Source organism: Acinetobacter sp. F16 (genome assembly GCF_052712855.1).
Genome location: NZ_JBRATK010000001.1, coordinates 206456 through 232755, shown reverse-complemented (window position 1 = coordinate 232755; position 26300 = coordinate 206456). Strand labels below are relative to the sequence as shown.

At 37.8% G+C, this 26300-nt stretch carries 25 protein-coding genes and 1 pseudogene; 11 read left to right on the top strand and 15 right to left on the bottom strand.

The genetic code is table 11. The features are described 5' to 3' along the window. Both ACU0NF_RS01125 and ACU0NF_RS01120 read right to left on the bottom strand, forming a co-directional pair. On the bottom strand, positions 1-258 hold the full coding sequence (locus ACU0NF_RS01125) for a hypothetical protein (RefSeq protein WP_445659857.1): 258 nt from the start codon (positions 256-258) through the stop codon (positions 1-3). Between the two features lie 320 nt (positions 259-578). Next, positions 579-935, bottom strand: coding sequence for an immunity protein Imm33 domain-containing protein (locus ACU0NF_RS01120; RefSeq protein WP_131266282.1), 357 nt, complete (start codon positions 933-935; stop codon positions 579-581). A 137-nt stretch (positions 936-1072) separates the two neighbouring features. Between ACU0NF_RS01120 and ACU0NF_RS01115 the strand changes: the two genes are divergently transcribed. Then, on the top strand, positions 1073-1681 hold the full coding sequence (locus ACU0NF_RS01115) for a LexA family protein (RefSeq protein WP_445659856.1): 609 nt from the start codon (positions 1073-1075) through the stop codon (positions 1679-1681). 164 nt (positions 1682-1845) lie between these two features. Here ACU0NF_RS01115 and ACU0NF_RS01110 read toward each other — a convergent pair whose 3' ends face one another. After that, complete coding sequence (locus tag ACU0NF_RS01110; RefSeq protein ID WP_165492595.1) at positions 1846-1995, bottom strand: hypothetical protein; 150 nt, start codon at positions 1993-1995, stop codon at positions 1846-1848. Positions 1996-2313: 318 nt separating this feature from the next. Between ACU0NF_RS01110 and ACU0NF_RS01105 the strand changes: the two genes are divergently transcribed. The 4 genes from ACU0NF_RS01105 (at position 2314) to accC (ending at position 6141) form a co-directional block, all read left to right on the top strand. Then, positions 2314-3630, top strand: a complete 1317-nt coding sequence (locus ACU0NF_RS01105) for a Y-family DNA polymerase (RefSeq protein WP_445659855.1) — start codon at positions 2314-2316, stop codon at positions 3628-3630. A gap of 236 nt (positions 3631-3866) precedes the next feature. Further along, positions 3867-4322, top strand: a complete 456-nt coding sequence (aroQ, locus tag ACU0NF_RS01100; RefSeq protein ID WP_131385029.1) for a type II 3-dehydroquinate dehydratase — start codon at positions 3867-3869, stop codon at positions 4320-4322. A 16-nt stretch (positions 4323-4338) separates the two neighbouring features. Further along, entirely contained in the window at positions 4339-4755 is a 417-nt protein-coding gene (gene accB / locus ACU0NF_RS01095; protein WP_131385027.1) for an acetyl-CoA carboxylase biotin carboxyl carrier protein, read from the top strand. A gap of 18 nt (positions 4756-4773) precedes the next feature. Then, positions 4774-6141: an acetyl-CoA carboxylase biotin carboxylase subunit gene (accC, locus tag ACU0NF_RS01090; protein ID WP_131385025.1), complete on the top strand. Its 1368-nt coding sequence runs from the start codon at positions 4774-4776 to the stop codon at positions 6139-6141. A 91-nt stretch (positions 6142-6232) separates the two neighbouring features. On the opposite strand, the gene ACU0NF_RS01085 is transcribed toward accC, so the two are convergent. Beyond that, a complete protein-coding gene (locus tag ACU0NF_RS01085; protein WP_131385023.1) occupies positions 6233-6715 on the bottom strand; it encodes a hypothetical protein in 483 nt (160 codons plus the stop codon). A gap of 489 nt (positions 6716-7204) precedes the next feature. Here ACU0NF_RS01085 and ACU0NF_RS01080 point away from each other — a divergent pair, with 489 nt between their 5' ends. Next, positions 7205-8695: an amidase gene (locus tag ACU0NF_RS01080; RefSeq protein ID WP_445659854.1), complete on the top strand. Its 1491-nt coding sequence runs from the start codon at positions 7205-7207 to the stop codon at positions 8693-8695. Between the two features lie 42 nt (positions 8696-8737). Here ACU0NF_RS01080 and ACU0NF_RS01075 read toward each other — a convergent pair whose 3' ends face one another. The 3 genes from ACU0NF_RS01075 to ACU0NF_RS01065 form a co-directional block, all read right to left on the bottom strand. Further along, positions 8738-9895 carry an MFS transporter gene (locus ACU0NF_RS01075; RefSeq protein ID WP_445659853.1) on the bottom strand — a complete coding sequence of 386 codons (1158 nt, stop codon included), beginning with the start codon at positions 9893-9895 and terminating at the stop codon, positions 8738-8740. A 1888-nt stretch (positions 9896-11783) separates the two neighbouring features. Further along, complete coding sequence (locus ACU0NF_RS01070) at positions 11784-12038, bottom strand: hypothetical protein (RefSeq protein WP_445659852.1); 255 nt, start codon at positions 12036-12038, stop codon at positions 11784-11786. A 123-nt stretch (positions 12039-12161) separates the two neighbouring features. After that, on the bottom strand, positions 12162-12329 hold the full coding sequence (locus ACU0NF_RS01065) for a hypothetical protein (protein WP_445659851.1): 168 nt from the start codon (positions 12327-12329) through the stop codon (positions 12162-12164). A gap of 905 nt (positions 12330-13234) precedes the next feature. Between ACU0NF_RS01065 and ACU0NF_RS01060 the strand changes: the two are divergent. Next, positions 13235-13867 (top strand): annotated as a pseudogene (locus ACU0NF_RS01060) (SOS response-associated peptidase family protein). Positions 13868-14380: 513 nt separating this feature from the next. Here ACU0NF_RS01060 and ACU0NF_RS01055 read toward each other — a convergent pair. Then, positions 14381-14638, bottom strand: a complete 258-nt coding sequence (locus tag ACU0NF_RS01055) for a hypothetical protein (protein WP_445659850.1) — start codon at positions 14636-14638, stop codon at positions 14381-14383. 224 nt (positions 14639-14862) lie between these two features. Continuing rightward, on the bottom strand, positions 14863-15066 hold the full coding sequence (locus tag ACU0NF_RS01050; protein WP_131266378.1) for a hypothetical protein: 204 nt from the start codon (positions 15064-15066) through the stop codon (positions 14863-14865). Positions 15067-15848: 782 nt separating this feature from the next. Here ACU0NF_RS01050 and ACU0NF_RS01045 point away from each other — a divergent pair. Continuing rightward, entirely contained in the window at positions 15849-16340 is a 492-nt protein-coding gene (locus ACU0NF_RS01045) for a lipocalin family protein (RefSeq protein ID WP_445659849.1), read from the top strand. A gap of 528 nt (positions 16341-16868) precedes the next feature. Here the strand turns inward: ACU0NF_RS01045 and ACU0NF_RS01040 are convergent. The 4 genes from ACU0NF_RS01040 to ACU0NF_RS01025 all read right to left on the bottom strand — a co-directional run bounded on the left by ACU0NF_RS01040 (position 16869) and on the right by ACU0NF_RS01025 (position 21086). After that, positions 16869-17099, bottom strand: a complete 231-nt coding sequence (locus ACU0NF_RS01040) for a hypothetical protein (RefSeq protein ID WP_067867009.1) — start codon at positions 17097-17099, stop codon at positions 16869-16871. Positions 17100-17353: 254 nt separating this feature from the next. Beyond that, positions 17354-18445 carry a YheT family hydrolase gene (locus tag ACU0NF_RS01035; RefSeq protein ID WP_445659848.1) on the bottom strand — a complete coding sequence of 364 codons (1092 nt, stop codon included), beginning with the start codon at positions 18443-18445 and terminating at the stop codon, positions 17354-17356. A gap of 94 nt (positions 18446-18539) precedes the next feature. Beyond that, complete coding sequence (locus tag ACU0NF_RS01030; RefSeq protein WP_445659847.1) at positions 18540-18950, bottom strand: nuclear transport factor 2 family protein; 411 nt, start codon at positions 18948-18950, stop codon at positions 18540-18542. Between the two features lie 111 nt (positions 18951-19061). Continuing rightward, complete coding sequence (locus tag ACU0NF_RS01025; protein WP_445659846.1) at positions 19062-21086, bottom strand: FAD-dependent oxidoreductase; 2025 nt, start codon at positions 21084-21086, stop codon at positions 19062-19064. A gap of 137 nt (positions 21087-21223) precedes the next feature. On the opposite strand from ACU0NF_RS01025, the gene ACU0NF_RS01020 reads away from it, so the two are divergent. Together ACU0NF_RS01020 and ACU0NF_RS01015 are read left to right on the top strand one after the other, a co-directional pair. Continuing rightward, positions 21224-21766 (top strand): PadR family transcriptional regulator, encoded by a 543-nt coding sequence (locus ACU0NF_RS01020; RefSeq protein WP_445659845.1) that lies wholly within the window; start codon positions 21224-21226, stop codon positions 21764-21766. 18 nt (positions 21767-21784) lie between these two features. Beyond that, entirely contained in the window at positions 21785-22702 is a 918-nt protein-coding gene (locus ACU0NF_RS01015; RefSeq protein ID WP_445659844.1) for an alpha/beta fold hydrolase, read from the top strand. 43 nt (positions 22703-22745) lie between these two features. Here ACU0NF_RS01015 and ACU0NF_RS01010 read toward each other — a convergent pair whose 3' ends face one another. After that, a complete protein-coding gene (locus tag ACU0NF_RS01010; protein ID WP_445659843.1) occupies positions 22746-23660 on the bottom strand; it encodes a LysR substrate-binding domain-containing protein in 915 nt (304 codons plus the stop codon). 242 nt (positions 23661-23902) lie between these two features. Between ACU0NF_RS01010 and ACU0NF_RS01005 the strand changes: the two genes are divergently transcribed. After that, positions 23903-24802 (top strand): LysR family transcriptional regulator, encoded by a 900-nt coding sequence (locus tag ACU0NF_RS01005; RefSeq protein ID WP_445659842.1) that lies wholly within the window; start codon positions 23903-23905, stop codon positions 24800-24802. 405 nt (positions 24803-25207) lie between these two features. On the opposite strand, the gene map is transcribed toward ACU0NF_RS01005, so the two are convergent. Further along, positions 25208-26002, bottom strand: a complete 795-nt coding sequence (map, locus tag ACU0NF_RS01000) for a type I methionyl aminopeptidase (protein ID WP_445659841.1) — start codon at positions 26000-26002, stop codon at positions 25208-25210. Positions 26003-26300 lie beyond the last annotated feature (298 nt).

Sequence of the window (26300 nt, the reverse complement as noted above, 5' to 3'; positions counted from 1 at the left end):
TTATACAGCTGCCTCTTGGGTTTTCTTGCGCTTTAAAACTTTAGGCAGATGATCCACGCTCACATAAGCCTTAGACAGGTCACGAATCACGGTTTCCTGTCCATTCACTTCGCGTTGTAGTAGTTGCTGTTCTTTTGTATAAACGACTGTCGCGACCGTACATGCTTTGTCAAAGGCATGACGAAATGCATGTATAGCAAGTTTAGGAATCATATCATCCTCATATTTGCCTGCTTTCATGATGGTATAAGCTGTCATGGAACAACTCCCGTTACACAAGGTATATTTCTATCTCATATTAACATAGTACAAATAATTGTCTATTTATACACCAACATAGAAATGTAACCCATGGCTTGATGGATTCAACATTTAATCCTGCCGTTTCATTTAAAGCGATTAAGTGACTTAGCACGACTTACTAGAATCGGCTTTAATCACTCTTTGATCATTGCAGAAGTATTGATTAAAGTCTTAATCCATATTTTAAATATTTTTACTTTTAGATCCAGATGCTTAAAAAATAAAAGCCACTTATTCAGTGGCTCCTATCATCAATTTGATCGGCTTATTGTTACTTAAGCCTGGCCTTCTTTCCATACATCTTCATAATCTTCACGATCAATCATAAAGCGGAAACCTTCAGCCAAAGCCAGGTATGGAAGGACTTCAGGCAAAATATCCTGCAACTCTCGAACAGTCATGGTTTGAAAAAAATCTTCACCCTCTCCCATTTCCCCACCATAGATAAACCAGGCGACATTTTCTTCAGTTTCAGGCTTTTTACGAATCCCGACAATCGGTTCCTGATTTAAGGTATCTACAGCAACCGCAACAACATCGTCACCACTGACTTTGATATAAGCAGAATCAAATTCCTCGCATAATAGCTTTTGTTCTGCGATTAATTCTTCTAATGGAGATTTCTGGTTCATGGCTTATACCTTGGTAAATTGAGCTGAATAGGACATTTTATCTTAGATAATAAACTAGATCATAAATATGTAGGCAATCTTTTTATTTTCAGTGTTTTTTGTTAAACTTGAAATAGTTACAAAATCAAGAAATAACAATGAAAGCTAAAGATCCCACGATAATAGAACATAGCCACGGCGGCAGACGCAAAAATGCCGGGCGAAAAACCCAGTATCAAGAAAAAACGGTGGTTATGCGGGTACCAGAATCAAAAGTGCTGGAAATCAAGGCATGGTTACAGCCAAAGCCTGAAGATGATCGCATCAGGAACATTGAACTGCATCCAATTCAAATCCGAACACAGTTAGATATTCCTTATCCTCTGGAATCGGTCGCTGCGGGTTTTCCTTCTCCTGCTCAAGACTACACAGAAGACTTTATCGACTTAAATGAATACTTGATCCATAACCCTCTGAGTACATTTGTATTACGGGTGAATTCTTTGTCGATGAAAAATGCAGGTATAGATATAGATGACCAGATTCTCATTGATCGTAGCTTAAACGCAGAACACGGCGATATTGTTTTAGCCCTAATCAATAATGAGTTCACGGTAAAACGCCTGATGAAAGAGAAACAAAACAATGCTCAAGCCAAGATCTGGTTGAAAGCAGAAAATCCGGAATATCCGGATATTTATTTACGCAGTGAAGAACAGCTAATTATTTGGGGCGTTGTAACCTGTATTCTAAAAAAATTACGATAATAAAATTATATAAGTGCAATAAAATTTAGTTTTATTCTGTATGAATAAACACTCTAGTCAAATAGAGAATGTTTTATTAGCACAAAATCTCCTAGCTCTATATCTGCCACTTCTATAGATAGACAAAAGCCCCAAGAGGAATCTTGAGGCTTTTTGCTTAACCCTTAGCGTTGCTGAGGATTTTTTTGCTGTTGTTGATTGTGTTGCTGTTGCTTATCACTTTGCTGTTGTTGCTGTTTGTCACTTTGTTGATTGCTTTGCTGTTGTTGACGTTGATTGTCGTTCTGTTGATTGGGTTGTTGTTGATTAGCCATTTCCATATCCATCCTTTAGTTGTTAGGGATATGCCGTACTAATTACGACTCTTACTAATCTAACGCATATTTCAGTTTCACCAACCTGCAAACTGTATCGACTTGATTCATTGTAATATTCAGAATATTAATTTATTGATTTGTAGTAAGTCACTCTTGGCTACCTTTACGCTATTAACCCGAATTACACTGAAGCTTACATGAGGTTAAACCTCCGCATCTGATCCCCTATTGATTATTCACAAATTTTTAATTTGAGTTTGCTTGCTCATCTCTTTATGCTTACTTGATAACGTTACAAAATCAAGATCAAAAATAATGAAACAACAACTGTTTGCTTTAATAGATATTAATAACTGTTACGTGAGCTGTGAACGCGTATTTAACCCGCAGCTGAATGGAAAACCTGTGGTTGTGCTCTCCAATAACGATGGTTGTGTAGTTTCCCGTAGTAATGAAGCCAAAGCTTTAAATATTGGGATGGCTATTCCATGGTATGAAATTGAGAAAGAGGCTTTACAGGCGGGAGTAAAAGTATTTTCAAGCAATTATGCTTTATATGGCGATATGTCACGGCGCTTCTTTTTAATCTTGCAGCAATACTTTCATATAGAGGATCTGGAACCTTACTCTATAGATGAGTGCTTTATTTGTTTAACGCCTTATGTAAAAAACCTGGATCTTAAACAATACTGCCATGATTTAATCAACACCATTAATCAATGGATAGGCTTACCCTGTTGTATAGGCATTGGTGCGACCAAAACCCAAGCCAAACTGGCGAATCATTTTGCGAAAAAAAGAACCGGCTTTAAGTCACTGTGCTTTTTACCTGACTTGGACTTATGTAGTTATGAAAGCTTGCTTCAAGAAACACCGGTAGCAGATGTTTGGGGTATTGGTTGTAAAATCAGCAAGCAACTTCAAGATTATAAAATTTATAATGGCTATGACTTAACTTTTGCCAATGAACATCATCTTGCCAGGCAGTTCTCGGTGCTCATTGCACGCACTATCCGTGAGCTAAAAGGTCAATCCTGTATTGCCTTGGATGATCCTGCGACCCCTTCAAAAAGAATCCTTTCCTCCCGTAGTTTTGCGTCAGCTTTAAGCGAAAAGCCCATCCTCAAACAAGCCCTTACTTTTCATGTAAACCGTGCTTATAAACGCTTAACTGCACAACAGCAACTTTGCGCATGTGTGCATGTTGCATTATATGAAAAAATACCTAATCCACCTTACAAAAAGAGTAATTCCCATGCAGTAGGACTTGAATATACCACCGATGACTTACTGGTTTTAAGCCACGCAGCATTAAAGCAAATAGATGTTTTATTTAAAGAAAATAAAAAATATGTCAAAGTTGAAGTGATGTTTACGGCGCTGCATTCCAAGCAACAGCATATTCATGATTTATGGCAGCCATTAGATCTGATTCAACAGCGTGATGATTTGATGAAAACCTTATTGGAAATGAAGCAGCGCTACGGTTCAGATTGCATACAGGTTGGTTACCATTCCACCAGCCCGGCATGGCAAATGAAACAACATCACCGATCTCCACGCTACACGACATGTTGGCAAGAACTTCTGACTATCGACGATTCAGCCATGACAGTTACACAAAATAAATGAACTGTTTTGGTCAATTCAGTTTACAATGTAAAAAATAGTAATAATTATAAAAAATGTCATTTTTTAACATTGCCAATTCCTTGCAAAGTTTTCATTATATAGCTCAGTTTTGACACGTAGCTTCCGCATTGATTCAAACAGCTCATAATAAAAATGTGGAAATATATGCCATAATACGCAAACTTTGCTGACATCTTGCAAGGTGAATTTGCAAACTTATAATTGGAGCAAGCTGAATGAGCTCGACCATTTTGGTTATTCATGGACCGAATTTAAATTTATTAGGAAAGCGGGAACCTGAAGTTTATGGACATCTCACCCTAGAAGATATTAATCAGAAGCTCATCGCTCAAGCTCAAAATTCATCTCTTTCTTTAGACACTTTCCAAAGTAATTGGGAAGGTGCAATTGTGGACCGAATTCATCAAGCCCAACAAGACGGCGTTCAGTTCATCATTATCAATCCTGCTGCATTGACCCATAGTTCTGTTGCAGTACGTGATGCCCTTCTTGGTGTCGCGATCCCGTTTATTGAGGTTCATTTATCGAATGTGCATGCTCGTGAAGCATTTAGACATCATTCATATTTGTCCGATAAAGCCGTTGGCGTAATTTGCGGTTTAGGTGCTCAAGGCTATGCCGCAGCACTAAATTATGCCATCGAAAAAATTCAACTTTCTACGCAATCATAATTAGGAATACTGTCTCATGGATATCCGTAAAATCAAGAAACTCATCGACCTGATGATTGAATCTGACTTACAAGCGATAGAAGTTAAAGAAGGTGATCAATCCATCGCCTTGACTCGTCGCAATCCAGTGGTTGCGGCAGGCGTTCCAACCATGGCTGCTGCTCCAGCAGCGGCACCTGTGGCAAAAACCCCACGTGGTGCTGTAGAAACCTCACCAATGGTTGGTGTGTTCTATGCTGCACAAAGCCCTGGCGAAGCTCCATTTGTTAAAGTGGGTCAAACCATCTCTGCGGGTGATACTTTAGGCATCATTGAAGCCATGAAAATCATGAATCCGATTGAAGCGACTCAAAGCGGTGTGGTTGAAGAAATTCTAGTGAAAAATGGTGAAGTCATTCAATTCGGTCAACCACTTTTCCGCTATCGCGCGTAAAACCACGGGGATTTATAAATGTTGCAAAAGGTGTTAATTGCAAACCGTGGTGAAATTGCTTTACGCATTACCCGCGCTTGCAAAACTTTAGGAATTAAAACCGTTGGTATTTATTCCGATGCCGACAAAGACCTCATGCACCTTCGCTTTGTAGATGAAGCTGTGTGTATTGGTCCGGGTGCAAGTAGTGAAAGCTATTTAAACATTCCAGCAATTATTACTGCTGCTGAAATTACCGGTGCAGATGCCATTCACCCGGGTTATGGCTTCTTGTCCGAAAATGCCGAATTTGCGGAAATTGTCGAAAATTCAGGTTTTATCTTCATTGGTCCACGTCCGGAACATATCCGCTTAATGGGGAACAAGGTTTCTGCCATTACCGCGATGCGTAAAGCCGGTGTTCCAACCGTTCCAGGTTCTGCTCATGCAGTAACCACCAACAATGCCTTGGCTGAAGCGAAAGAAATTGGCTTCCCACTGATTGTTAAAGCCGCTTCAGGTGGTGGTGGTCGTGGTATGCGTATTGTAGAACGTGTAGATACCTTACTTGAGTCTGTTCAGGCAGCACAGCGTGATGCAGAAATGTGGTTTGGTGATGACACTGTCTACATGGAACGCTTCTTGCAAAAGCCGCGTCATGTCGAAGTACAGATTTTGGCTGATGGTAATGGCCATGCCATTCACCTTTTTGACCGTGACTGTTCTTTACAGCGTCGCCATCAAAAAGTGCTTGAAGAAGCACCTGCACCAAACTTACCCGAACAAGCACGCGCTGATATTTTAGAAGCCTGTGTAAATGCATGTAAGATGATGCAATATCGTGGCGCGGGTACATTCGAATTCTTGTTTGAAGATGATGAATTCTTCTTTATTGAAATGAATACCCGTGTTCAAGTTGAGCATCCAGTCACTGAAATGGTCACTGGTATCGACATTATTGAACAACAACTGCGTATTGCGGGCGGCCTTGGTCTAGAGATTGAACAAGCTGATGTTGAATGTCATGGCCATGCGATGGAATGCCGTATTAATGCGGAAGATCCAAGCAATTTCATGCCATCTCCGGGAAAAATTGAGCATTATTATGCGCCAGGTGGTGCAGGTATTCGTCTGGATTCACACATCTACCCAGGCTATAGCATTCCACCTTACTATGACTCAATGATTGCAAAACTCATTGCGCATGGTAAAGATCGTACAACTTGTATTGCACGTATGAAACAAGCATTAGAAGAAATGATCTTAACTGGAATTAAAACCAATATTCCTTTGCATAAAGACCTGATCTTGCAAGATGAAAACTTCTGTGCTCAAGCCATGGATATTCATTATCTTGAAAAGCATTTGCTCCAGAAATTGGAAGGTCAACAAAAAGAAGCTTCTTAATACAAGCGTCTTATATAAAAAACCGCTCCTGAAGAGCGGTTTTTTATATTTGGTTTTTATATTTATAATTGTACAGCTTAGGTTTCAGCGATTAAGGTAAAACACGGCGTAATGTCGCAAAACATTGTTCTGCTTTTTCATTACTACAAAAATTGATAGTCGACGGATTTTTCCATTGCACAAAATACTGGGAAATTTCACCGGTTTGATCTTCCTGAAGACCCGAGCAATCTTTTTCATTATTGTCATACTTTACCTGCAAAACCAGTGCAGGCAATAAAGTACGTTCCTCTTGGGATTGCTGATAGTCATAAATGCCTGATGACCATTCTTCCCCACTTTTTATGACGACGTTGTTATTACTTTTAAAATTATAATATTCAATACATTTTTTATTATTGGCAACTTGCATTCCCCATAGACCAACAATTTCAGGACGAGTGGCGATACGAATCGTATTTGAACTTTCTGTTTCAGCTGCGTCAGCTTCTGTTGCCACAACTGCTTTATTGTCATTTGCCATCGTTACAGATGAGCATAATATAAGTAAAATTGTTAGATATGCGTTTTTCATACAGAAGTTCAAGGCTAAAAATCTCTCTCTATAACTTAGCATATTTTTATGAAAAACCAGTATTTATCACCATATTACAACAATATATTCACTCATTTTTATCTAAAAAATAGCAAGATAGTGAGTTGAAAATATTAAATTATTCATTATGCAATTGAATATTACTGATCTACTTAATATGAGTTTTAATAACCTCCTATCTTTTAACTGATGATCAAAATTTTCTTGTTTAAATTTCAGGATAGAAACTTAAATTTTTAACACTTAGGCTATATTCTAAAGCGATCAAGAACTTCCCTCCTTTGGGAACCTAACTGGATCGCCTAAATGATCCTTTAGGGAGCAGCAAGCCAACGCTTTTCTAATTATCGTTGCTCCAGTTATTTATCAATCTAGAGCTTCTGGGGGTAAATCGGGTCAGTATTGCTTCTTTATATAAAATCCATTACAAACATTAAAGTTCATATCAAAAATAAAACCAGGACCTTAATGAATCTTTCTGAATATCTACAATATGATGGGCTAGGATTGGCGGAATTAGTTGCAAACAAAGAAGTTTCATCTTCAGAATTACTGAATTTAGCCTTACAGCGCGCAAATCATACCAATCCCCAATTAAACGCCATTATTATCCCCATGCATGACTATGCACAGAAACGCACTCAACAAGAATTAACCGGTCCTTTTGCTGGTGTGCCTTTTTTAGTGAAAGACTTATTTCAAGAATATGCAGGCTATCCCACTTCATATGGGTGTAAAGGCTTAAAACGCATCAATCATATTTCTGAACATAATTCTGAAATTGTGAACCGTTGGGAAAATGCCGGCATTGTCACCTTTGGTCGTACCAACACCCCAGAATTCGGCATTAAAGGAATTACCGAACCTGATGCCTGGGGAACCTGTCACAACCCCTGGAATTTAAAACACAATAGTGGCGGATCTTCAGGTGGTTCCGCATCTGCGGTTGCAGCAGGGATTGTTCCGATTGCCGGCGCTGGAGATGGCGGTGGCTCTATTCGTATTCCAGCATCTTACTGTGGCTTATTTGGTTTAAAACCGAGCCGTGGACGTACCCCGTGGGGCCCACAAATGAGTGAAGCCATGCATGGAGCCGCTATTCAACACATCCTCGCAAAAACGGTACGCGATAGCGCAGCAATGCTGGATGCGACCCACGGCGCTGAACATAGTTCTTTGTTTAAAATTGAACATCCTCAAAGTAGCTATTTAGACGCCATGCAACATCCGCCTAAGAAATTAAAAATTGCTTTTAGTACCCATTCACCTATAGGTACCCATGTTTCTAAAGATGCAATTGCTGCCGTTCAACATACGGCGAAATTATTGGAGTCGTTAGGCCATACTGTGGTGGAAGATACACCACCAATTGACGGCATGGCACTAGCCAAAGATTTTATTACCACCTGGTTCAGTCAGTTTTCTTATATCCTTGACCAAATCAAACAACAATATCAGGCAAAAAATAGCGATTTTGAACTGGATTCACTTGCACTTGCTGCATTTGGCGGTCAAACCACTGCACTTGAATATATTCACAACCTGAATAACTGGGGTGTCTATGCCACAAAAATGAACCATTTTTTTGATCGCTATGACTTATATTTAACTCCTGCCACCGCCACGGTCGCACCTAAAAATGGTGAAATTAAAATCCCCAACTGGCAAAAACCGATTCTAAAAAGCCTATTAAAACTTCGCAAAGCCCATTTACTAGCTCAAGGAAAACTGGTCGATCAAATTGTCAAAGAAAATCTAAAATGGGTTCCTTTTACCCAGTTGGCCAATATCACCGGTCTTCCAGCAATGTCTGTCCCACTCTACTGGAATCAAGACAATCTGCCTTTAGGTTCACAGTTTATTGCACCTTTTGCCCGTGAAGACTTGTTACTGCAACTCGCAAATCAACTTGAACAAGCCCAACCCTGGTTCAATCGATACAGTGAAATCCAGCTATAAAATAGACTCTCAATAATATTGATTAAGTATTAAGCCTTAGGTCTAGGCTTGCTGGATCTGTTTCGGTAGCCATCGAACAAACAGCAAGCCCAATAAAGTTGAAAGTCCGGCAATAATAAAAACCGTCTCCCCAGAGATCAGTTGCCAATATCTTCCTGCCAAAATACTCCCTATAGCTACACCCAAGCCCCACATGGTGCTATACATCGCTTGTCCACGACCTTGTTGCCCCATTGAAAAATTTTGAAAAATAATCCGCATGGCAATCATATGAAACAAGCCAAAACTAAAAGCATGGATGGTTTGTGCTAAAAACTGCGCAATAAATGAATATGGTAATAGACCAACCACAATCCATCTTGCTCCGGTCAGCACCAGACACAGGCTAACCAGACTACGCCAGGAAAATCGAGTTAAAAACATATTGGCAAAAGCGAACATGATAATTTCAGCTACAACCCCAACGGACCATAAAAAACCGATTTCAGTGGTGCCGAAACCTACTTGATGCAAGTAGTTACTATAGAAACTATAAAATGGCGCATGGGAAAATAACAATACAAATTCAATTGCAAAAAACGCAGCTACGACCGGTCGTTTTAATATCGGTAACAGTGGTTCTAATTGCTGCTGTGCGTGCGGTGCTGCATTCGGTTCTTTAATGCTAAAGGACCAGATGAAAGCCAGAAATGCAATGCACAGCAACATGACAGGTAACATTGAAATTGGAACAACTTCCAATAAAGCCCCGATGCCAAAAACGCCTACAATAAAACCGACTGAACCCCACTTTCGGACTTTGCCATAGAGTTGTGTTCGCTTTTCACCTAACCAGAATAAAGTCACCCCTTCAAATTGCGCTAAAATGGCATTTTGAAAAAAACTAAAAATCAGCATAAGTAAGGCGACGGACTGGAAAGTATTTGGAATCAGGAAAATCATGAACCAGATACAGGCTTCCATCCATGTTGCGATGCGTACCAGCAACATTCTCTTGCCAGATTTATCTGCAATCCATCCCCAAATAAATGGCGCAAAAAAGCGTGTCACAATCGCAATGGAAGATAAAAGCCCGATTTCTTGATAATTAAAACCTTGATCTTCAAGATAAAGGCTCCAAAAAGGCATGAAGGTTCCTACTATCGAATAGTAGAAAAAGTAGAATCCTGCCAGTTTATGCTGGATGGGCAAGCTTAGCATTTAGCTGTATTCCATTTTATTTTCAATAACTTAATATAATTGATAGTTGCATTTCATGGGATGGATTTTTCATCCATTTTAATTTAAAAGCCTAGAAATTAGTCTACAAACCTGTTTACAAAATATTAAAAAATAAATTTACGGCATGTTGGGTTAATAAAAGAAGCCTATCTATTTGATGAGCTTTTTTATTTAAGATATCTATTCTATGCTACCCAATCCCACTTCAAATCATCCGGCACAGTCAAATGAATTCCATTAAAAAAACCTCCAATGAGGAGGTTTTTTCTTTCCGGAGATATTAATTAAACATTTGCCCAAACTGGTAAACCGTAAATATAAGAATAAGAGTTGAAGATGATGTTACCACTACTTCCAGTATATCTATTGTATCCATTCCATTTCCCTCCTATTTTTATTGTTCTATTTTTATACTTCATGATGCGAATTTTCATCAAGAAAACTTTAATGAAATAAGTAAAAAATTATGAAAATATTCAGTATTAAAAAAACCTCCCAAAGGAGGCTACAGCTTATACAGATCGGTAAATCAGGTTAAATGGGAATAGTAATATAGGTTCTTTGTAGGTGGGAAAAAATCATCATCCCAAAAATTAAAAATGTGAGTGCAATAGTTGTAGAGGAATAGATTCGCAATTTATTAACTTATAGTGTGTATAAGTGCAACAAGTTACAGGATTTATGTTACAAAAGCAAACAAATTATTGTTTTTAAATATTTTTTCAATATCCAACTTTAAGAATCATTCAAAAATATTCTCTTGTAGACATCAGCAAAATGATCTTTTAGATCTATTTCGTGTGAAATCGAGCCGTAACTCATCTTTTAGAATCGCGAATGCAGAAGCGTTCGTAAATTACCAATAACTCTTTTAAGCGAATCATAATATTATCCATAGCGACTAGTTTAGTACGCCTTAAAACCGTTCGACTTAAGTTTTGCTATTTACTCAGCTCATCATAACAAAACTGTAAATCTTTTTTAGCTTGTATACGAACTGTCACGGTTACTCTCAATATGAAAAGAAAAGCCCCGCCAATAATGCATATTGAGCGGGGCTTTATGTGCCGTAATACGTCTGGCAATTTGGATAACTATTTTACTTCTCTCAAGCAATCACGGCACACTTTGCTTGTTCACCATCAACCGTGTAATTAATCTCTGTAGCACCATGAAGACCCAATAAACACATTAAAAAATGGAGCATACTTTTTTCCTAAAATAAAAAGGCTCACTTAAAACTATATGAGCAAACTAAATGAGCCATACTTAATATTTCAAAGTAAATTTAAGAAACTACAGCGCTTTTCTATATTTTTTATATACCGTTAGAAAAATAAAAAACATACTAAAACTTTAAAAAATACAGAAAATAGTTCAAATATTACAAAAGTTTAACTAATGATATTTTAATACATAAAAAAGCCCGCTTAATCGGGGAATTAAGCGGGCCAGTATTCTGTTTACCATTTAATTATTTTTACTGCTTTAACTTCTTGGAGTAGTAAAAAATATAGCACCAAAAATTTATGACAAAGTATAGCGAATATAGAGAAACCGTTTATTCTCGTCCATTTTGAGTAATTTTTCTTTTCAGGATGAAATTTTTTTTAATTTATTACGATTAATTTAATGATTCGCATACGTAAAAAGTAATTTAACTGCATTTTAACATTTTTAGTCAATGGCAGTGAAGGTCTGATAAAGATGATTCAAAAACTTTAGCAGTTAGAGATGCTGAGATTTTTATTCTAGCCCCTTGCAGAGAGTTCTTAGAAAGGCAGACGTTATTATTGAGGATGACTAAACTACTGAGGAATCAGTGCCTATTAACTTTGGGTAAGAAAACTTATTTGGAAAGTTACTTTTACTTTTCAAAATACTTCTTGCAGCCTTCAAAAAATTCTTCATTAAAATTCATGGCCGGATCATCTTTATCATCATCACACTGGTCTACCGACTTAAGCGTGTCCTGCGCATAACGATAACCATTGTATTGTTCAGTTCCTTCTTTGAAACCACCAAATTCTTCTGGTCTCATTGAAGATTGAAAATATAAAAAGGTTGCAATACCTATAATGGCTAAAACAGCACTTATGATTTTGAATGGTTTTAAGTTCATTTTATTTATTGTTTACCTCTGCAGGAAATAAAGACCCATAAAAACAATTGCGCAGTTTATCTATTAAAAATTTAAAGCAGTAAAAGCCCTGAATACCTGAATTCAAGGCGAATAAAGCAAGGTTTATCTCGGTTGCTTTTGCGGATTTTGAGGGTGCTGATTGGGCTGCTTCTGTGGATTAGATTCCTGAATGTGCTGATTCTGCTGATCCGACTGTGGCTGATTCGATTGCTTCTGTTGATCCGGCTGCTGATTATGCTGACTTTGCTGCATTGGTTGCTGATTAGCCATTTTATTTGTATCCTATTAGTGATTAGAAATACTCATTACGACTTTTCACTCTACTCCTTAAATTTTATTATCCTATCTTGCATCTGTTTCAATTTCTTTCCATGTAAGCTTAACCAATATATATTATTGATTTAAAATATATTATTTAAATTTAAATTCACATTATTTACTGAAAGCACTAGAAGTATTAATTTGATTAATGAGTTATTTCTAAGCTCAGTAACTCATCGTTGTTTTAACCCAATTCCATAAATAAACAAGAAAAAATCCTGCCAATCTTTATTATTTAGCAGGATTTTATTGGACTTCCAACTCATTGAAAAAGTTATTAATCGGCTTTACCACATTTTCGGCATTCGTGAGTATATCCATGCTTATGGTTCCAGTTAAATTCATAAACATGAAAGCAGAATAGTTTACGAAGGGAATTAAGCATACTGTTGTCTCCACGAAATTATAGTGGGCGCACCCTCTATAATGACTTCATAATGATTTGACTAAAACATACCTCAGGATGAGGTTATATAAATTTCAACTAATTTCTATTATCTATTTTCCAGATATAATGAATTAAACTCATTGGCAAAAAATTCCTTATATCAATTAATCTAAACAAACAATCATATTATCAAGATAGGCTATATATTCTTTTTTTAAAGACAACACGGAACAGGAAACATAAAATTATTTTAAACTCTACGCATTAAATCAAAGCTTTTCAATTCAATAATTAAGCACAGATCAGGCTTGGTACACTCCACCCTTCTAGTTTTCCTTAAACGCGATATGATTAAAGTTCTAAAAATGCCTGGTATTTATAGAAATGGTTCTAGATTTGTAAGATTGATTATTTTTGCTGATTATTTTTGGTTTAATGAGGAGGAATAAAAATAAAGAGATCGCTCATGTGTGCAAATTTTGAAGCAATAAAAAGAAATAGAGCATTTCTTCTGGATCTTCCGGAGCCTCCATTTGAATTTCCAAATGATATTTTCCCTTTATATGACGCGCCAATTTTAATGCATGGCGCAGATCAACCCGAATGGGATCTGGCCAAATTTGGCCTTATTCCTTTTTGGGCCAAAGAGTTAAAATACGGTCGTCATACCTATAACGCAAGAACTGAAAGTGTGGCTGAAAAGCCGAGTTTTCGACATGCATGGCATAAAAACCAGTTTAGCCTCGTTCCTGTTGAAACAATTTTTGAACCCAAATATATAGATGGAACACCGCATTGGTATGGAATTTCTCATGAGGACGGACTGCCTTTTACACTTGCAGCGATCTATGAAAATACGGTAATCGACAATAAACAGGTCAGATCAATGAGCTTGCTCACCATCAATGCGGATCGTCATCCATTTATGAAGCAATTCCATAAACCTAATGATGAAAAGCGTTCTATTATTGTGATACCTTAAGACAATAGAATGGATTGGCTAAATTGCAACGCTAGTGAAGCAAATCAATTCTTCTTTGAAATGAAAGATGAATATGTGGCAACGCCCAAACAGCGCAAGTCAGAAAAACGCCAGTAGTAGTATTCCAGTAATAGTATTTTTGATACATAAGAGCTTTAAAAGCTCTCAGTTCCGTCATATGAATTATGCTGTTCATTCAATAAATAAGGGCTTATTACTATAAAAGATCTCAACTATGAGCTTTGAATCATCAGATCAAAACACCAGCAATCATTTTTAAATGATTATTTCATTTTCAATCATTTATAAAATTAAATAAAGAATCTATTCAGCGTTCAACACTATAAAACCTAAAATCTTAGGTTGAAATTATAATTCTCTACTCAAGTATACTTACTTAATGAAGAAGGCAGCCATTCTCTTATTGCATTTCCCCGGGTGAGTGAGATTAAAGATAATCAAGTTCTTCTTCATGTAGCCTCAGAAGAAGTAAAAAATAATTGGGATGCTGCTTAAATTAGATATAACCATTTAGCGAGCAAGCCCTATTTGGAAGGGCTTGTTTTTAGCTTGCTGTATTATATTTTAAGTGAGATCAACAAGAATAACCTTCACCACTAACAGTCCATTCTATTGATTAAAATACTGCTTACAGCCTTGCAAAAAATCAGGATTAAAATTCATGGCGGGATCATCTCTTTCATCATCGCACTGATCTATAGACTTCAGTTGATTGTCTTGGGCATAGCGATAACCATTGTATTGTTCAGTCCCTTCCTTAAAGCCACCAAACTCTTCGGTTTGTAAAAAATATTGAAATGCACAAAATACAGAGATACCAAGAACCGCTAGAACAGAGCTAAGTATTCTTAATTGTTTTGAGATCATTTTTATTTGCCCTATGAGCTTTATAAAAATACAAATATATATGATTCTGTTGGAATTTTCTTTAATTTTTCATCGCCACTAAGTTTATTTAATAATGATTTATCAGTTATGATTCAAAGTTCAATTTTTTAAAATCTAATTACATAATTATATTTTTTATTAATTTATATATAGCTTTTATATTTACAGTCGACAGAATAATCTAAATAAATTATATTAAACATCTATTTAAAATGATCTTTACATACCCATACTTCTCCATCTATACGGACACGATCAGGCCCAATTAATTCTAATTTTTTACCATAATAATTGGTAAGATTTATAAAATTTCCATTTTTATCATAATTAGCCCAAACACCTCTTTGAATATCAGGACTTTCCAGTTTATAAAATGTGACTAATTTTTGCGGATAGGTTGTTGTCATGTTCATTTTACATAACCCTTTAATCGGTGAAATCGAGAAGATCTTGGTCTATAAAAAATCCCTCGGGTAGAATTTAAAGCCCATTGATAAGTCCCCATAATTCTAATTAATCTTTCATTTACACTTTTACGGTTTTAATATGCATAATTTATTCCTGTTATCCTGTTGAAAGAGGCCTAGCCCCCTTTCAACATACTATTGATATAATAAGCTATTTTATTTCTCGCTCTGTGCTGGCTTTTCAGGCGATCGTTTCTCATTATTCCTATGGTCATGCTCCGGTAAGTGGTGAGGCTGTTTTATGGGTTGATTTCGTTGATTAGTAGATTCCGGTGGATTCTGAGATTTCGATTTAGACATAATAGTATCCTTGCTGGTCATTTCACTTAATGACAATATCAGTCCAATTATTAATCACAATATCAGCATATACTGAAGCTAAGTTAATAAAAATAGCGATGATGTATCAAAATATAATATAAAAATAAAAGTATATTTATAAAATTAAATATTATTATCAAATAACCTATTAGTGAATAAATAAAGATAGAAAAATTAATGATTCTTAAATCAAATATAGATAAAAATAACTTAATATAAATTTTTAGCGATGTAAATTATTTGTGATCATAATTTAAAAATAAATATATAAATCACTTTTAAAAAAATATAATGTTTTAAAAATATAAAATTACATAACCAAACAAATTCTATATATTCAATATGTTAATTATCGGCAACACTACTCAAGTCGCCTAATAAAACATGAATAAGGATAAAAAATGTCTGATAAAATCCCAACAGTTTCTAATTTTGAATTAAATCGTTATCTTGGCACGTGGTATGAAATAGCCCGCTTGCCCATGAAGCATCAACCAGAAGATAGTACGGATATTTCTGCTGTTTATAGCTTAAATGAAAATGGCACAGTTCGGGTGCAAAACCGCTGCTTAGATAAGGACAAAGCTTTAGATGAAGCCATTGCGGAAGCCACTATTGTGGATGGACCAAATGGCAAACTTGAAGTGAGTTTTCTGCCTGAAGGTTTACGCTGGATTCCCTTTACCAAAGGCGATTATTGGGTTTTAAAAATTGACGCTAATTACAACACAGTCCTGGTGGGTGAACCTGACTTAAAATACTTGTGGCTCCTTAATCGCGATGTAACCTTGGATGAAGCGACCAAACAAGAATATTTAACTTATGCGGAAAGCTTGGGCTATGATTTATCTGAACTCATTCACACTGTACATACAGGGCATAAAACAGCCTAAAGTGCTTTAATAAAACTCAGTGAATAAAGTTCAGTTCAATAAAAAAGCACCCTAAGGTGCTTTTTTATACAGCATATTTTTAACTAATTAAACATTTGCCCAAAGGCATAAATCACTAGCATCAACATCAGCACAGATGAGGAAGTTAATAATAATTCTAGTGTGCTCATCATATACCACTCCCCTATATAAAGTGGATTACTTTTTATACCCTTATAATACTCACCAATAAATGACAAAAAGTGACAAAAAGTGCTCAAAACCATACAAAATTGTAAAAATTAATTTCTTTAGAATGTCTAAAAAATAAATTTATTTGTAATTGAAAAGATATAAATAAACCTTCAAATCCTCTAAACCGCAAATCACATGCACTCTTGCACAAATAAAGAAATATCACTGATCGTTAAATGATGAGTGAGAAGAGACTTTTTATTGATACAAAACAGCAATTGTAAATAGATGAGCAGATAGCAAAAAACCGCCATCAAGGCGGTTTTTAATTTGGATCAGTGATTATTTAAATGTTTAATTCACACGTGAGGTGAATCGGAACATTTCATTAACACCTGTATAGAAGCTACGACCATCAAGGTTCAAATCAATTTCAACACCAGACTGAAGCATTACTCTTTTACCAACTTCAACCCATTTAAACCCATCGCGAGTACTTTGCATTTTTTTTGAAGGTACCAGCGATACAATAATTTCACTACCGTTTACAGATTTTGCTACTAAATTTTCAATTATATTCAACATTTACACCAATTTTTTCAACACATACAGAAACGCCACCATTGGCATTTCAAAATAACAACCTTTACTTTGATAATTCAGATTAAATAAGACTTATATCAATTTAAAAAAAGAACACTTTCATGTCATTTTTATTGTTGAGATGATTATAACAGAAATACTGATTTAAATACTAACTATTTATCAGTATGACCAATGACAATTGCATCAAAACATTTCAAAGCTTTAACTCATAACTCAATCTCACATTTTTAAATTTAGTAATGTTGCGCAATTAAATAGTCTGCAATCAACCGTGCCGACCATGATTGCGTATGGTTTACGCCCTCATAGAAACCACAATGGCTCCCCTTTTTCGTGGTCACCACCATAATATTCGACATCTGTTGAATGGCTTCTTTATAAGGGGCAAAATTTTGAATATGGCAAACTGGATCATCCTCTGCATTTAAAATCATCAATGGAATTTTGACATTTTCAAAGACCAGGATCGGGTTAGTTGCCTGATTATAGTCTTCAAAGCTGCTATAGCCCGCCAGTTCAAAACACTGATATTGAAATTCTAACAGGCTGGTACTCGCCAGCACCTGTGCTAAAGATGCCGTTTTTTCCCAGGTTGTCGTATAAGGATAAATAAAAGATTTAAACAGTTTTCTGGTCATGACCTTGCTGTAAAAAGGATGGACATTTTTAAAGCCATGTTCAGTGTCATAGCCCGGGCAAAGTGCAAACGCGGCTTTAAAGGGCGTTTGTTTACCTTCTTCACCCAAATAGCGCACCAGCAATCCGGTACCTGCAGATGAACCTACGGCATACAAAGGAGAATCTGGAAATTTTGCTTGAATATGCTGAATTTGTTCACGCAAATCATCAGTTGAGCCAAAGATAGAAATTTTGGGGATCGGCATGGGTAAATTGGCATGACCACGGCGCAAACACAGCGCTACACGCCAACCTGTATACCTATTTAAGTCACGTACCAGTTCCGACATACTTTCAGGTGTGCCAGTCAGGGTATGCATTAATATAATGGTCGGAGTGTCTGGCGGAAGATCATGCCCATACCAAGCTATACCGGTGATACCGCCATCAGACATATGCAACTGTTCAATGGCATCATATTTAAGCTGAATGGTTTTCTTTTTAATCAAGTCAAAATACATCAAATGCAAATGCGTATTTGACAACCACGGCGTTGGGCGATATTTCTGTTTCAGTTGCGGTAAAACATCGAGCATCTGCCGTGCTTCACCTTGTGGATGGAAATACAGCGTAGGGAATTCTGCACCTGTAATCTGGTCGATCACTTCTTGTGCCAACAGACTGATTTTTTTCACTAAAAATTTCATATTCGCTCCACCTTAAAAATGATGCAACTGAAAATATTCAGTAAATGCCACTCCATGACTGTTTATATCTATATCCCTACTATATCACCCTAATTTATGCTTTGGGCAAAAAAGCAGCCATGCGTTGTCCCATCTGCGCAGCCAATGCTTCCAGACCGCTCTTTGGACGAAGCATCACTTCAAAATCAATAATTTGACCTTGTTGATTAAACTGAATCATGTCTATGCCTTTAAGTTTCTTTGCACCGACATTGGCAGAAAATTCCAGTACCACATTCAGTCCATCTTCTGAATAAAATTCACGGTGATAAGTAAAGTTTTCGAAAATCTGAATGACATTGGTCAAAATAAAAAAAACCACTTGTTTACCCGGATAAGGCTGATACGCCACCGGTGAACGAAAAACCACATCTTCAGTAAGCAGCTCATTCAAGATAGACATATCACCTGTTTGTAGCATTTCATGCCATCGTTGCACCGATGCTTGTGTCGTTGTTAAAGCCATTTTTATTTCCTTTATTTAAATCCATTTTTGAATTCTATTTATTCCCAATTTAAAACCTAAGTAAATTCCCTCTCCTTTTAGGAGAGGGTCAGGGAGAGGTCTATTTATTTTCTAAATCACTGCCGCCAAATCGGCACCTTGACGAATTGCGCGTTTCGCATCCAGTTCACCGGCTTCTTTGGCACCCCCAATCAAATGTACATTTTTGCCAGCCGCTTGAAGTTGATCAAACATCGCAGTAAAGGGTTCCTGACCGGCGCAGATCACCACATGATCCACTTCTAAAACAGTAGGCTGACCATTCACTAAGATATGTAAGCCTTGATCATCAATCTTTTCATAGCTTACACCTGCCACCATTTTCACATCACGGTGTTTTAAACCGGTACGGTGAATCCAGCCCGTGGTTTTACCCAAGCCTGCACCCACTGATTTTGCCTTACGCTGCAATAAATAGATTTCACGATTGGATTGTTCGACTTCAGCTGCTTTCAAACCACCGACATTTTCATAGGTGGTATCAATGCCCCATTCATTATAGAATTTTTTAGGATTCAGGCTTGCGCTGTCTCCTTCATGGGTTAGATATTCAGCCGTATCGAAACCGATACCTCCCGCACCAATAATCGCGACACGCTGACCGACTGGCTTGCGTTCTTTTAATACTTCCAGATAAGTCAGCACTTTAGGATGGTCAATCCCTTCAATCTCTAAATGACGTGGAGTCACACCGGTTGCGACGACGATGTCATCAAACTCTGATGCGCTAAGTTCCTCATAACTCGCCTGATGGTTTAGACGTAACTGGATATTGGGCAGTAATTCAATTCTGCGTTTGAAATAACGTAGAGTTTCATAGAATTCTTCTTTGCCCGGAATGGTTTTAGCAATATTGAACTGACCACCAATTTGATTGGCCGCTTCAAAGATAGTCACCTGATGCCCACGTTCTGCCGCATAGGTGGCAAAGCTTAACCCCGCCGGACCTGCACCAATCACCGCAATGTTTTTAGCCACAGTGGATTCTTTAAAGATCAGTTCCGTTTCATAACAAGCCCGTGGATTGACCAGGCAAGTGGCTATTTTCATCGAGAAAATATGATCTAGACAGGCCTGGTTACAGCCTATACAGGTATTGATTTCATCACTACGGCCTTGTTCTGCTTTTTGCACAAAGAATGCATCGGCAAGCATTGGACGCGCCATGGAAATCATATCAGCATGACCAGAAGCCAGAACATGCTCTGCCATTTCTGGGGTATTAATGCGGTTTGAGGTAATCAGTGGAACCTTGACCAAACCTTTGAGCTTTTCGGTTACCCAAGTAAATGCAGCGCGCGGCACTTTGGTGGCAATGGTCGGAATTCGTGCTTCATGCCAGCCAATCCCGGTATTAATAATGGTTGCACCGGCTTTTTCAATTTCTTTTGCCAGTTGCACGACTTCATCAAAAGTAGAGCCGCCTTCAACCAGATCTAGCATCGACAAACGATAAATAATAATAAAATTTTCACCGACTGCTTCACGGGTACGGCGGACGATTTCAATCGGGAAACGAATCCGGTTTTCATAGCTACCGCCCCATTCATCATCACGATGATTGGTCCGTGCAGCAATAAATTCATTAATCAGATAACCTTCCGAGCCCATGATTTCTACGCCATCATAGCCTGCATATTGTGCCCACTTGGCACAGTGAGCAAAATCTGCAATGGTCTGATTCACTTCTGCTGTAGTCAAAGCATGCGGTTTGGTTGGATTAATCGGTGCTTGAATGGCAGACGGCGCGACCAGATCAGCCTGATAAGAATAACGGCCAGTATGTAAAATCTGCATGGCTATTTTGCCGCCTGCATCATGCACGGCTTGAGTAATCACTTGATGCTTTTCCGCTTCTTCACGGCTGTCTAATTTAGCGCCACCGGCAAAGGTCAAGCCTGCATCATTCGGTGAAATTCCCCCAGTCACAATTAGCCCCACACCGCCTTGAGCACGTTCAGCATAAAATGCAGCCATACGATCATAACCACCGGGTGCTTCTTCCAAGCCCACGTGCATGGATCCCATCAAGACACGGTTTTTAAGCGTGGTAAAGCCTAAATCTAAAGGTGCTAATAAATGAGGGTAATTAGACATATGATCTCCTTGGCGTGCCATTTGAGCTGGCGAATAGGGTGCTTAATGCAACTTGTTGCATAATTTATATTCTAGATTTGATTTTTATGCAACATGTTGCATAATGATCTGGTAAATTTTTACTGACTGAGTCGTTTATGTCTTTAGCCCATGTTTTATTGACCAGCTTAATTGAAAAACCCAGTACGGGAATTGATTTAGCACGTCGCTTTGACCGTTCCATGGGCTTCTTCTGGAATGCAACGCATCAGCAGATTTACCGTGAACTGAGTGGCATGCAGCAAAAAAACTGGATCTCAACCCTTGAAGAGCATGACTCGACCAGTCGAAAAAAAACCTATCAAGTTGAGAAACTGGGCCGTACTGAATTAGCAGACTGGATGGTCAAACAAAGCCCACCTGCCCAGTTACGTGAAGAACTCATGGTGCGTCTGCGTGCAGAAGCTCAACTGGGCGGCAATACTGTACTGCCTGAACTGGAACGGCATCTGATTTTACACAAAGAAAATCTAAAAATTTACCAAACTATTTTTGCAAAAGATTTCGCCAATGGGCAAGATCAGGACCGAACCCAGTTTATTCATAAAATGATTCTGCAACTTGGAATTGATCTGGAAATGGGCTGGATTTCGTGGTTAGAAAGCATGATTCCACAATTAAAAGCATTCGATCAACAATAATAAACCAGGAAAACAACCATGTCACATTACCGTATGCCTGATGGCGAACAACTTTCTGTCCGCGAATTTGGCCAAGGACAGCCCATATTGGTTCTGTCAGGTTTGGGCATGCAAAGTTGGCAATGGCTTCCTTTCTTGTATCCCCAAGCCAAGAACCATAAATTCATTATTCCAGACTGGCGTGGCTTTGGTGGCTCACAGCACTGCTGCATTCCTGAACTGGATGCCATTTCCAGTCATTGGCGTGATATAGACAGCTTGATTGAACAACTTGAATTAGATCAATTCTCGGTGATTGCTTATTCCATGGGTGCAACCACGGCCATGCATGGCATGCATTACGGTAATTTAAATACAAAATTAACCCGTTATCTGCATATTGATCAAACACCAAAAATTTCGGTGGATGAAACTTGGCAATACGGTTTATTTAGTCAGCAACAGCCTAAATTTAAACAGCTCTTGGCAGAGATTTCACAGCTCCTTGCCTCAAAACCTCATGCACTTCAGTTATCTGATCTAGACCTAGCATCCCGACAACATTTATTGGAGCTCTGGTTTGGCTTTCTTGAGCTTCAAGCGAGCAATAAAGTTGCACCTTTAGTGGTCAAAATGGCATTAAAACAGCCAAAATTACAGTCCCTTGTTTTACCGATGCAGCGTTTGGACTATTTGGCCTGGTATGTGAATAATTATTTACATCATCAAGAAGACTATCGTGATGCCATTGCACAGCTTGCTTGCCCCAGCACTTTTTTTATTGGTGAACAATCCAGGCTATATCCTGCAGCAGGGCAAAAAATAATTGCCAATAGCGTAAAAAACTCCAAACAGATTATCTTTGAAAAATCTGGGCATACGCCGTTAATCAGTGAACCGATCAAATTCGGCCGCGAAATTGCTCAATTTCTAAAACAAGGCAATTTAATAAAGTAGTTAAATTAAACAATTAAATAGAGTCATTCACTATCGATCAATATTAAAAAATCTGACGATCATACTTGATGGCTTCTAGGTCATAGACTTGATAAACACTATCCAATAATGAACGGATATATTCACTGTGATCAGCGTTCCGGATAATCAAAAAGACCGGACTGACGGCGTCATCATCCAATATAGGAATATAATTCAGATGCTTAAACTGCACGGTTTTGGCGCTCTCAGGAACAATGCACAGCCCTTCGCCTGCAGCCGCCAAACCTAAAGCCAGTTGAATATCTTCAACCACAGTTAAATTTTTAGGCTCTAAACCATATTCTGAAAATAGACCTTTCATTTGGGCTGAAAAACTCGGTTTGGGTAGATTCGGATACAACAACACATGTTCCTCAACAACTTCTTCGAGTTTGACCCCTTGTTTTTTTGCAGCAAGCGCATGACTTGAATGCACGGCGACCATCAATGGTTCTTCACGCAATAAAATTCGCTTGATTGCAGGATCAGAAATTCTAACCCGACCAAAACTGGCATCAATCCGTCCCTCTTTAAGCGCGTCTATTTGCTCCATCGCATTCATTTGAACCAGTTTGATTTTCAAATACGGCTGTTGCTGGCGAAATAAATAAACCACTCGGGGTAATAATCCATACAACAGTGAACCGCCAAAACCAATGGTAATGGTTTTTTTGATAATGCCTTCACGCATGGTGATCGACTTCATCTGGTCCGCACTGGCTAACAGCTTGACCGCTTGCTGATAAAAGAAATACCCCACAGCAGTAGGCTTTAACGGGCGACTTCCACGCTCAAACAGCAAAGCGCCCAGCTCAGTTTCAAGATTTTGAATTTGACGGCTTAAAGGAGGCTGGGCAATAAACAGTTTTTCAGCAGCCTTGGTAAAGCTCTGCTCCTCAACCACTGCTACAAAATAGCGTAAATGCCTTAATTCCATGACATTTTTCCTTTATTCAAATCCATATATTTATAAAAAGCCATCATAAGAATGGAGAAATCCAGCCTTGTTTTAACTCAAAGCAGCCACCCATCAAATTAAAGAAAAGCCCTGTATATAGATATTCCACTTTAGCCTTGCTATCTCAATGATATAGACAATTAAAATCTGAAAAATTAAATTGACAAACTGAAACGATAAACCTTTAATCCTATATATTGTTGCATAAATGGAATTCTCACATGCTGTCTGATCTTGATGATTTTTATTGCTTTGCCTTGGTGGTTGAACATGGGGGTTTTAGCGCAGCAGAACGCGCAACCGATATCCCCAAATCAAAACTCAGTCGTCGCGTTTATAATCTGGAAGAGCACTTGGGGGTTCGATTAATTCAACGCAGTTCACGCCATTTCGCAGTGACAGACATTGGCATGAATATTTATCGCCATGCACAAGTCATGATGAATGCTGCGCAAGCCGCCCATGACCTGGTTGATCATCTGAGTACCCAGCCACGCGGCTTGATTAAGGTCAGTCTACCTGTCTCCATCGCACAGAATGAAATTGCCAAGATTCTGCCTCAATTCCTCAAGACCTATCCTGAAATCAAAATTCAGCTCATTGTCAGTAACCGCCGTGTTGACGTCATCAATGAAGGTATTGATATCGCATTACGTGTTCGTTCAAATTTAGATGAGGATCCAAGTCTGGTCTTACGAAAATTTGAAAATATCGAACAGCACCTATTTGCCAGTCAGGCTTATCTGAATGAATTTGGTGAATTAAAACAACCGGAAGATTTAAGCCAGCATCAAATTCTGAGTATGGTAGATGAACATCTAGATCAGCATATTGTGGTACATGATGAAAAAAACAATCAGAAAAAAATCAAGGTGAATCCCATGGTGATGGGTTCTGATTTAATGATGCTGGCGCAACTCACCAGACAAAATTGCGGGATTGCCTTATTACCAGACACCATTGTGCAAGACTACGTCCAAAGCGGTGAACTGGTTCGTGTACTTCCGAACTGGAAAGCGCCCCATGGTATTTTCCATGCCGTTTATCCATCTCGCCGTGGACTACTGCCTGCTGTGCGTGTCTTTATCGACTATTTAGTTGAACAGCTCAGCAAACATTAACTTTTTGATCATTAGATAGTAAGGGATGATGGCTGAATATTTAAAGTGACCTGCTGACAAATTTCAGTCATCTCTGCACAGGACAAAAAATGATATTGATAAACAAAGCATGAAATATCACTTGATGTAATTAAAATTTTAGGCAAAAAAAAGCTTACCCGAGGTGGGTAAGCCTATAAACTTTGAAAAAGAAACTACAGCTAGAATCTATATGTATATAGTACAAAATAAATACAGTTAAATCTAATATTTAAAATATCTTACAAAAAAATATGAGAAATTATTTTTTAAATTAAAACAAATACTTAAATTTATAACTAATCGTTTTTAAAACTTTATTAGTATACAAAATAGACTGCCTTTTACTTAAGTATAAAACAATCTATTTCATTTAAATCATATCTATTAAATTGTAGGATAAGAACCTGTACCTTCGGGCCAAGGGGATAAAAGCTCAAAACCGGTGTCTGTCACAGCAACCATATGTTCCCATTGTGCAGTCAAAGAGCGATCTGCTGTAACCACTGTCCAGCCATCTTTAAGTTCTTTCACACGCGGTTTACCGGCGTTGACCATCGGTTCAATGGTAAACACCATGCCTTTTTTAAGTATAAGTCCCTGACCCGGTTGGCCATAATGCAAAACATTCGGTTGTTCATGATAAACCTTACCAATCCCGTGACCACAATATTCACGCACAATGCTATAACCTTCACGATGCGCAACCGACTGAATGGCAAAACCGATATCACCCAGCGTTGCACCCGGTTTTACCGCATGAATACCTGCAACCATCGCTTCATAGGTGGTTTCAACCAGTTTTTTAGCTTCTGGTTTAACTGTACCCACATAATACATACGGCTGGTATCGCCAAAATAACCATCTTTAATAATCGCAACATCAATATTGATAATGTCACCCTCTTGCAAAATGGTATTTGGCGATGGAATACCGTGACAAACCACTTCATTGGGTGAAATACAGGTGGTTTTGGTATAACCATAATAGCCAACATTGGCTGGAATCACTTTTAAAGTGTTTACAATGAAATCATTACAAATGTCATCCAGATATTCTGTACTTACGCCCGGCTTGACATACTTCCCTATCATTTCTAAAACCTGAGCAGCCAGACGCCCGGAAATACGCAGTTTCTCGAGATCTTGCTCAGTTTTAATGGTAATAGTGGAAGCTTTCATTGCATCATCCTCATAAATAAGGCTTATGATTATAAACCTTTTACCATTTTTTTGTTTAATTACAGTGCATAAAGCGAATAGCACCGTAATCTTAGGACTTTAATGACTGATTTTTATACACTTAAACTGTCATTACAAAAAAAATAAAATAGTACGTAAATATTTAAAAATGCACACTATTTTTTAATATTCTCTAATTTTCATTCAATAATCAATAATATAAATCAACCTCAATTCAGCTTTATATTCATAAATTAATATATCAATATAAATAAAAGCCATAACCTAAATAAAATAA

Coding starts and splice junctions, on each gene's coding strand:
- ACU0NF_RS01050 (WP_131266378.1), bottom strand. CDS start 15,066: ATGACAACAACCTATCCGCAAAAATTAGTCACATTTTATAAACTGGAA.
- ACU0NF_RS01065 (WP_445659851.1), bottom strand. CDS start 12,329: ATGGCTAATCAGCAACCAATGCAGCAAAGTCAGCATAATCAGCAGCCG.
- accB (WP_131385027.1), top strand. CDS start 4,339: ATGGATATCCGTAAAATCAAGAAACTCATCGACCTGATGATTGAATCT.
- ACU0NF_RS01115 (WP_445659856.1), top strand. CDS start 1,073: ATGAAAGCTAAAGATCCCACGATAATAGAACATAGCCACGGCGGCAGA.
- ACU0NF_RS01120 (WP_131266282.1), bottom strand. CDS start 935: ATGAACCAGAAATCTCCATTAGAAGAATTAATCGCAGAACAAAAGCTA.
- ACU0NF_RS01110 (WP_165492595.1), bottom strand. CDS start 1,995: ATGGCTAATCAACAACAACCCAATCAACAGAACGACAATCAACGTCAA.
- ACU0NF_RS01020 (WP_445659845.1), top strand. CDS start 21,224: ATGTCTTTAGCCCATGTTTTATTGACCAGCTTAATTGAAAAACCCAGT.
- ACU0NF_RS01035 (WP_445659848.1), bottom strand. CDS start 18,445: ATGAAATTTTTAGTGAAAAAAATCAGTCTGTTGGCACAAGAAGTGATC.
- ACU0NF_RS01005 (WP_445659842.1), top strand. CDS start 23,903: ATGCTGTCTGATCTTGATGATTTTTATTGCTTTGCCTTGGTGGTTGAA.
- accC (WP_131385025.1), top strand. CDS start 4,774: ATGTTGCAAAAGGTGTTAATTGCAAACCGTGGTGAAATTGCTTTACGC.
- ACU0NF_RS01080 (WP_445659854.1), top strand. CDS start 7,205: ATGAATCTTTCTGAATATCTACAATATGATGGGCTAGGATTGGCGGAA.
- ACU0NF_RS01085 (WP_131385023.1), bottom strand. CDS start 6,715: ATGAAAAACGCATATCTAACAATTTTACTTATATTATGCTCATCTGTA.
- ACU0NF_RS01070 (WP_445659852.1), bottom strand. CDS start 12,038: ATGAACTTAAAACCATTCAAAATCATAAGTGCTGTTTTAGCCATTATA.
- ACU0NF_RS01045 (WP_445659849.1), top strand. CDS start 15,849: ATGTCTGATAAAATCCCAACAGTTTCTAATTTTGAATTAAATCGTTAT.
- ACU0NF_RS01010 (WP_445659843.1), bottom strand. CDS start 23,660: ATGGAATTAAGGCATTTACGCTATTTTGTAGCAGTGGTTGAGGAGCAG.
- ACU0NF_RS01040 (WP_067867009.1), bottom strand. CDS start 17,099: ATGTTGAATATAATTGAAAATTTAGTAGCAAAATCTGTAAACGGTAGT.
- ACU0NF_RS01125 (WP_445659857.1), bottom strand. CDS start 258: ATGACAGCTTATACCATCATGAAAGCAGGCAAATATGAGGATGATATG.
- ACU0NF_RS01015 (WP_445659844.1), top strand. CDS start 21,785: ATGTCACATTACCGTATGCCTGATGGCGAACAACTTTCTGTCCGCGAA.
- map (WP_445659841.1), bottom strand. CDS start 26,002: ATGAAAGCTTCCACTATTACCATTAAAACTGAGCAAGATCTCGAGAAA.
- ACU0NF_RS01055 (WP_445659850.1), bottom strand. CDS start 14,638: ATGATCTCAAAACAATTAAGAATACTTAGCTCTGTTCTAGCGGTTCTT.
- ACU0NF_RS01075 (WP_445659853.1), bottom strand. CDS start 9,895: ATGCTAAGCTTGCCCATCCAGCATAAACTGGCAGGATTCTACTTTTTC.
- ACU0NF_RS01025 (WP_445659846.1), bottom strand. CDS start 21,086: ATGTCTAATTACCCTCATTTATTAGCACCTTTAGATTTAGGCTTTACC.
- ACU0NF_RS01105 (WP_445659855.1), top strand. CDS start 2,314: ATGAAACAACAACTGTTTGCTTTAATAGATATTAATAACTGTTACGTG.
- aroQ (WP_131385029.1), top strand. CDS start 3,867: ATGAGCTCGACCATTTTGGTTATTCATGGACCGAATTTAAATTTATTA.
- ACU0NF_RS01030 (WP_445659847.1), bottom strand. CDS start 18,950: ATGGCTTTAACAACGACACAAGCATCGGTGCAACGATGGCATGAAATG.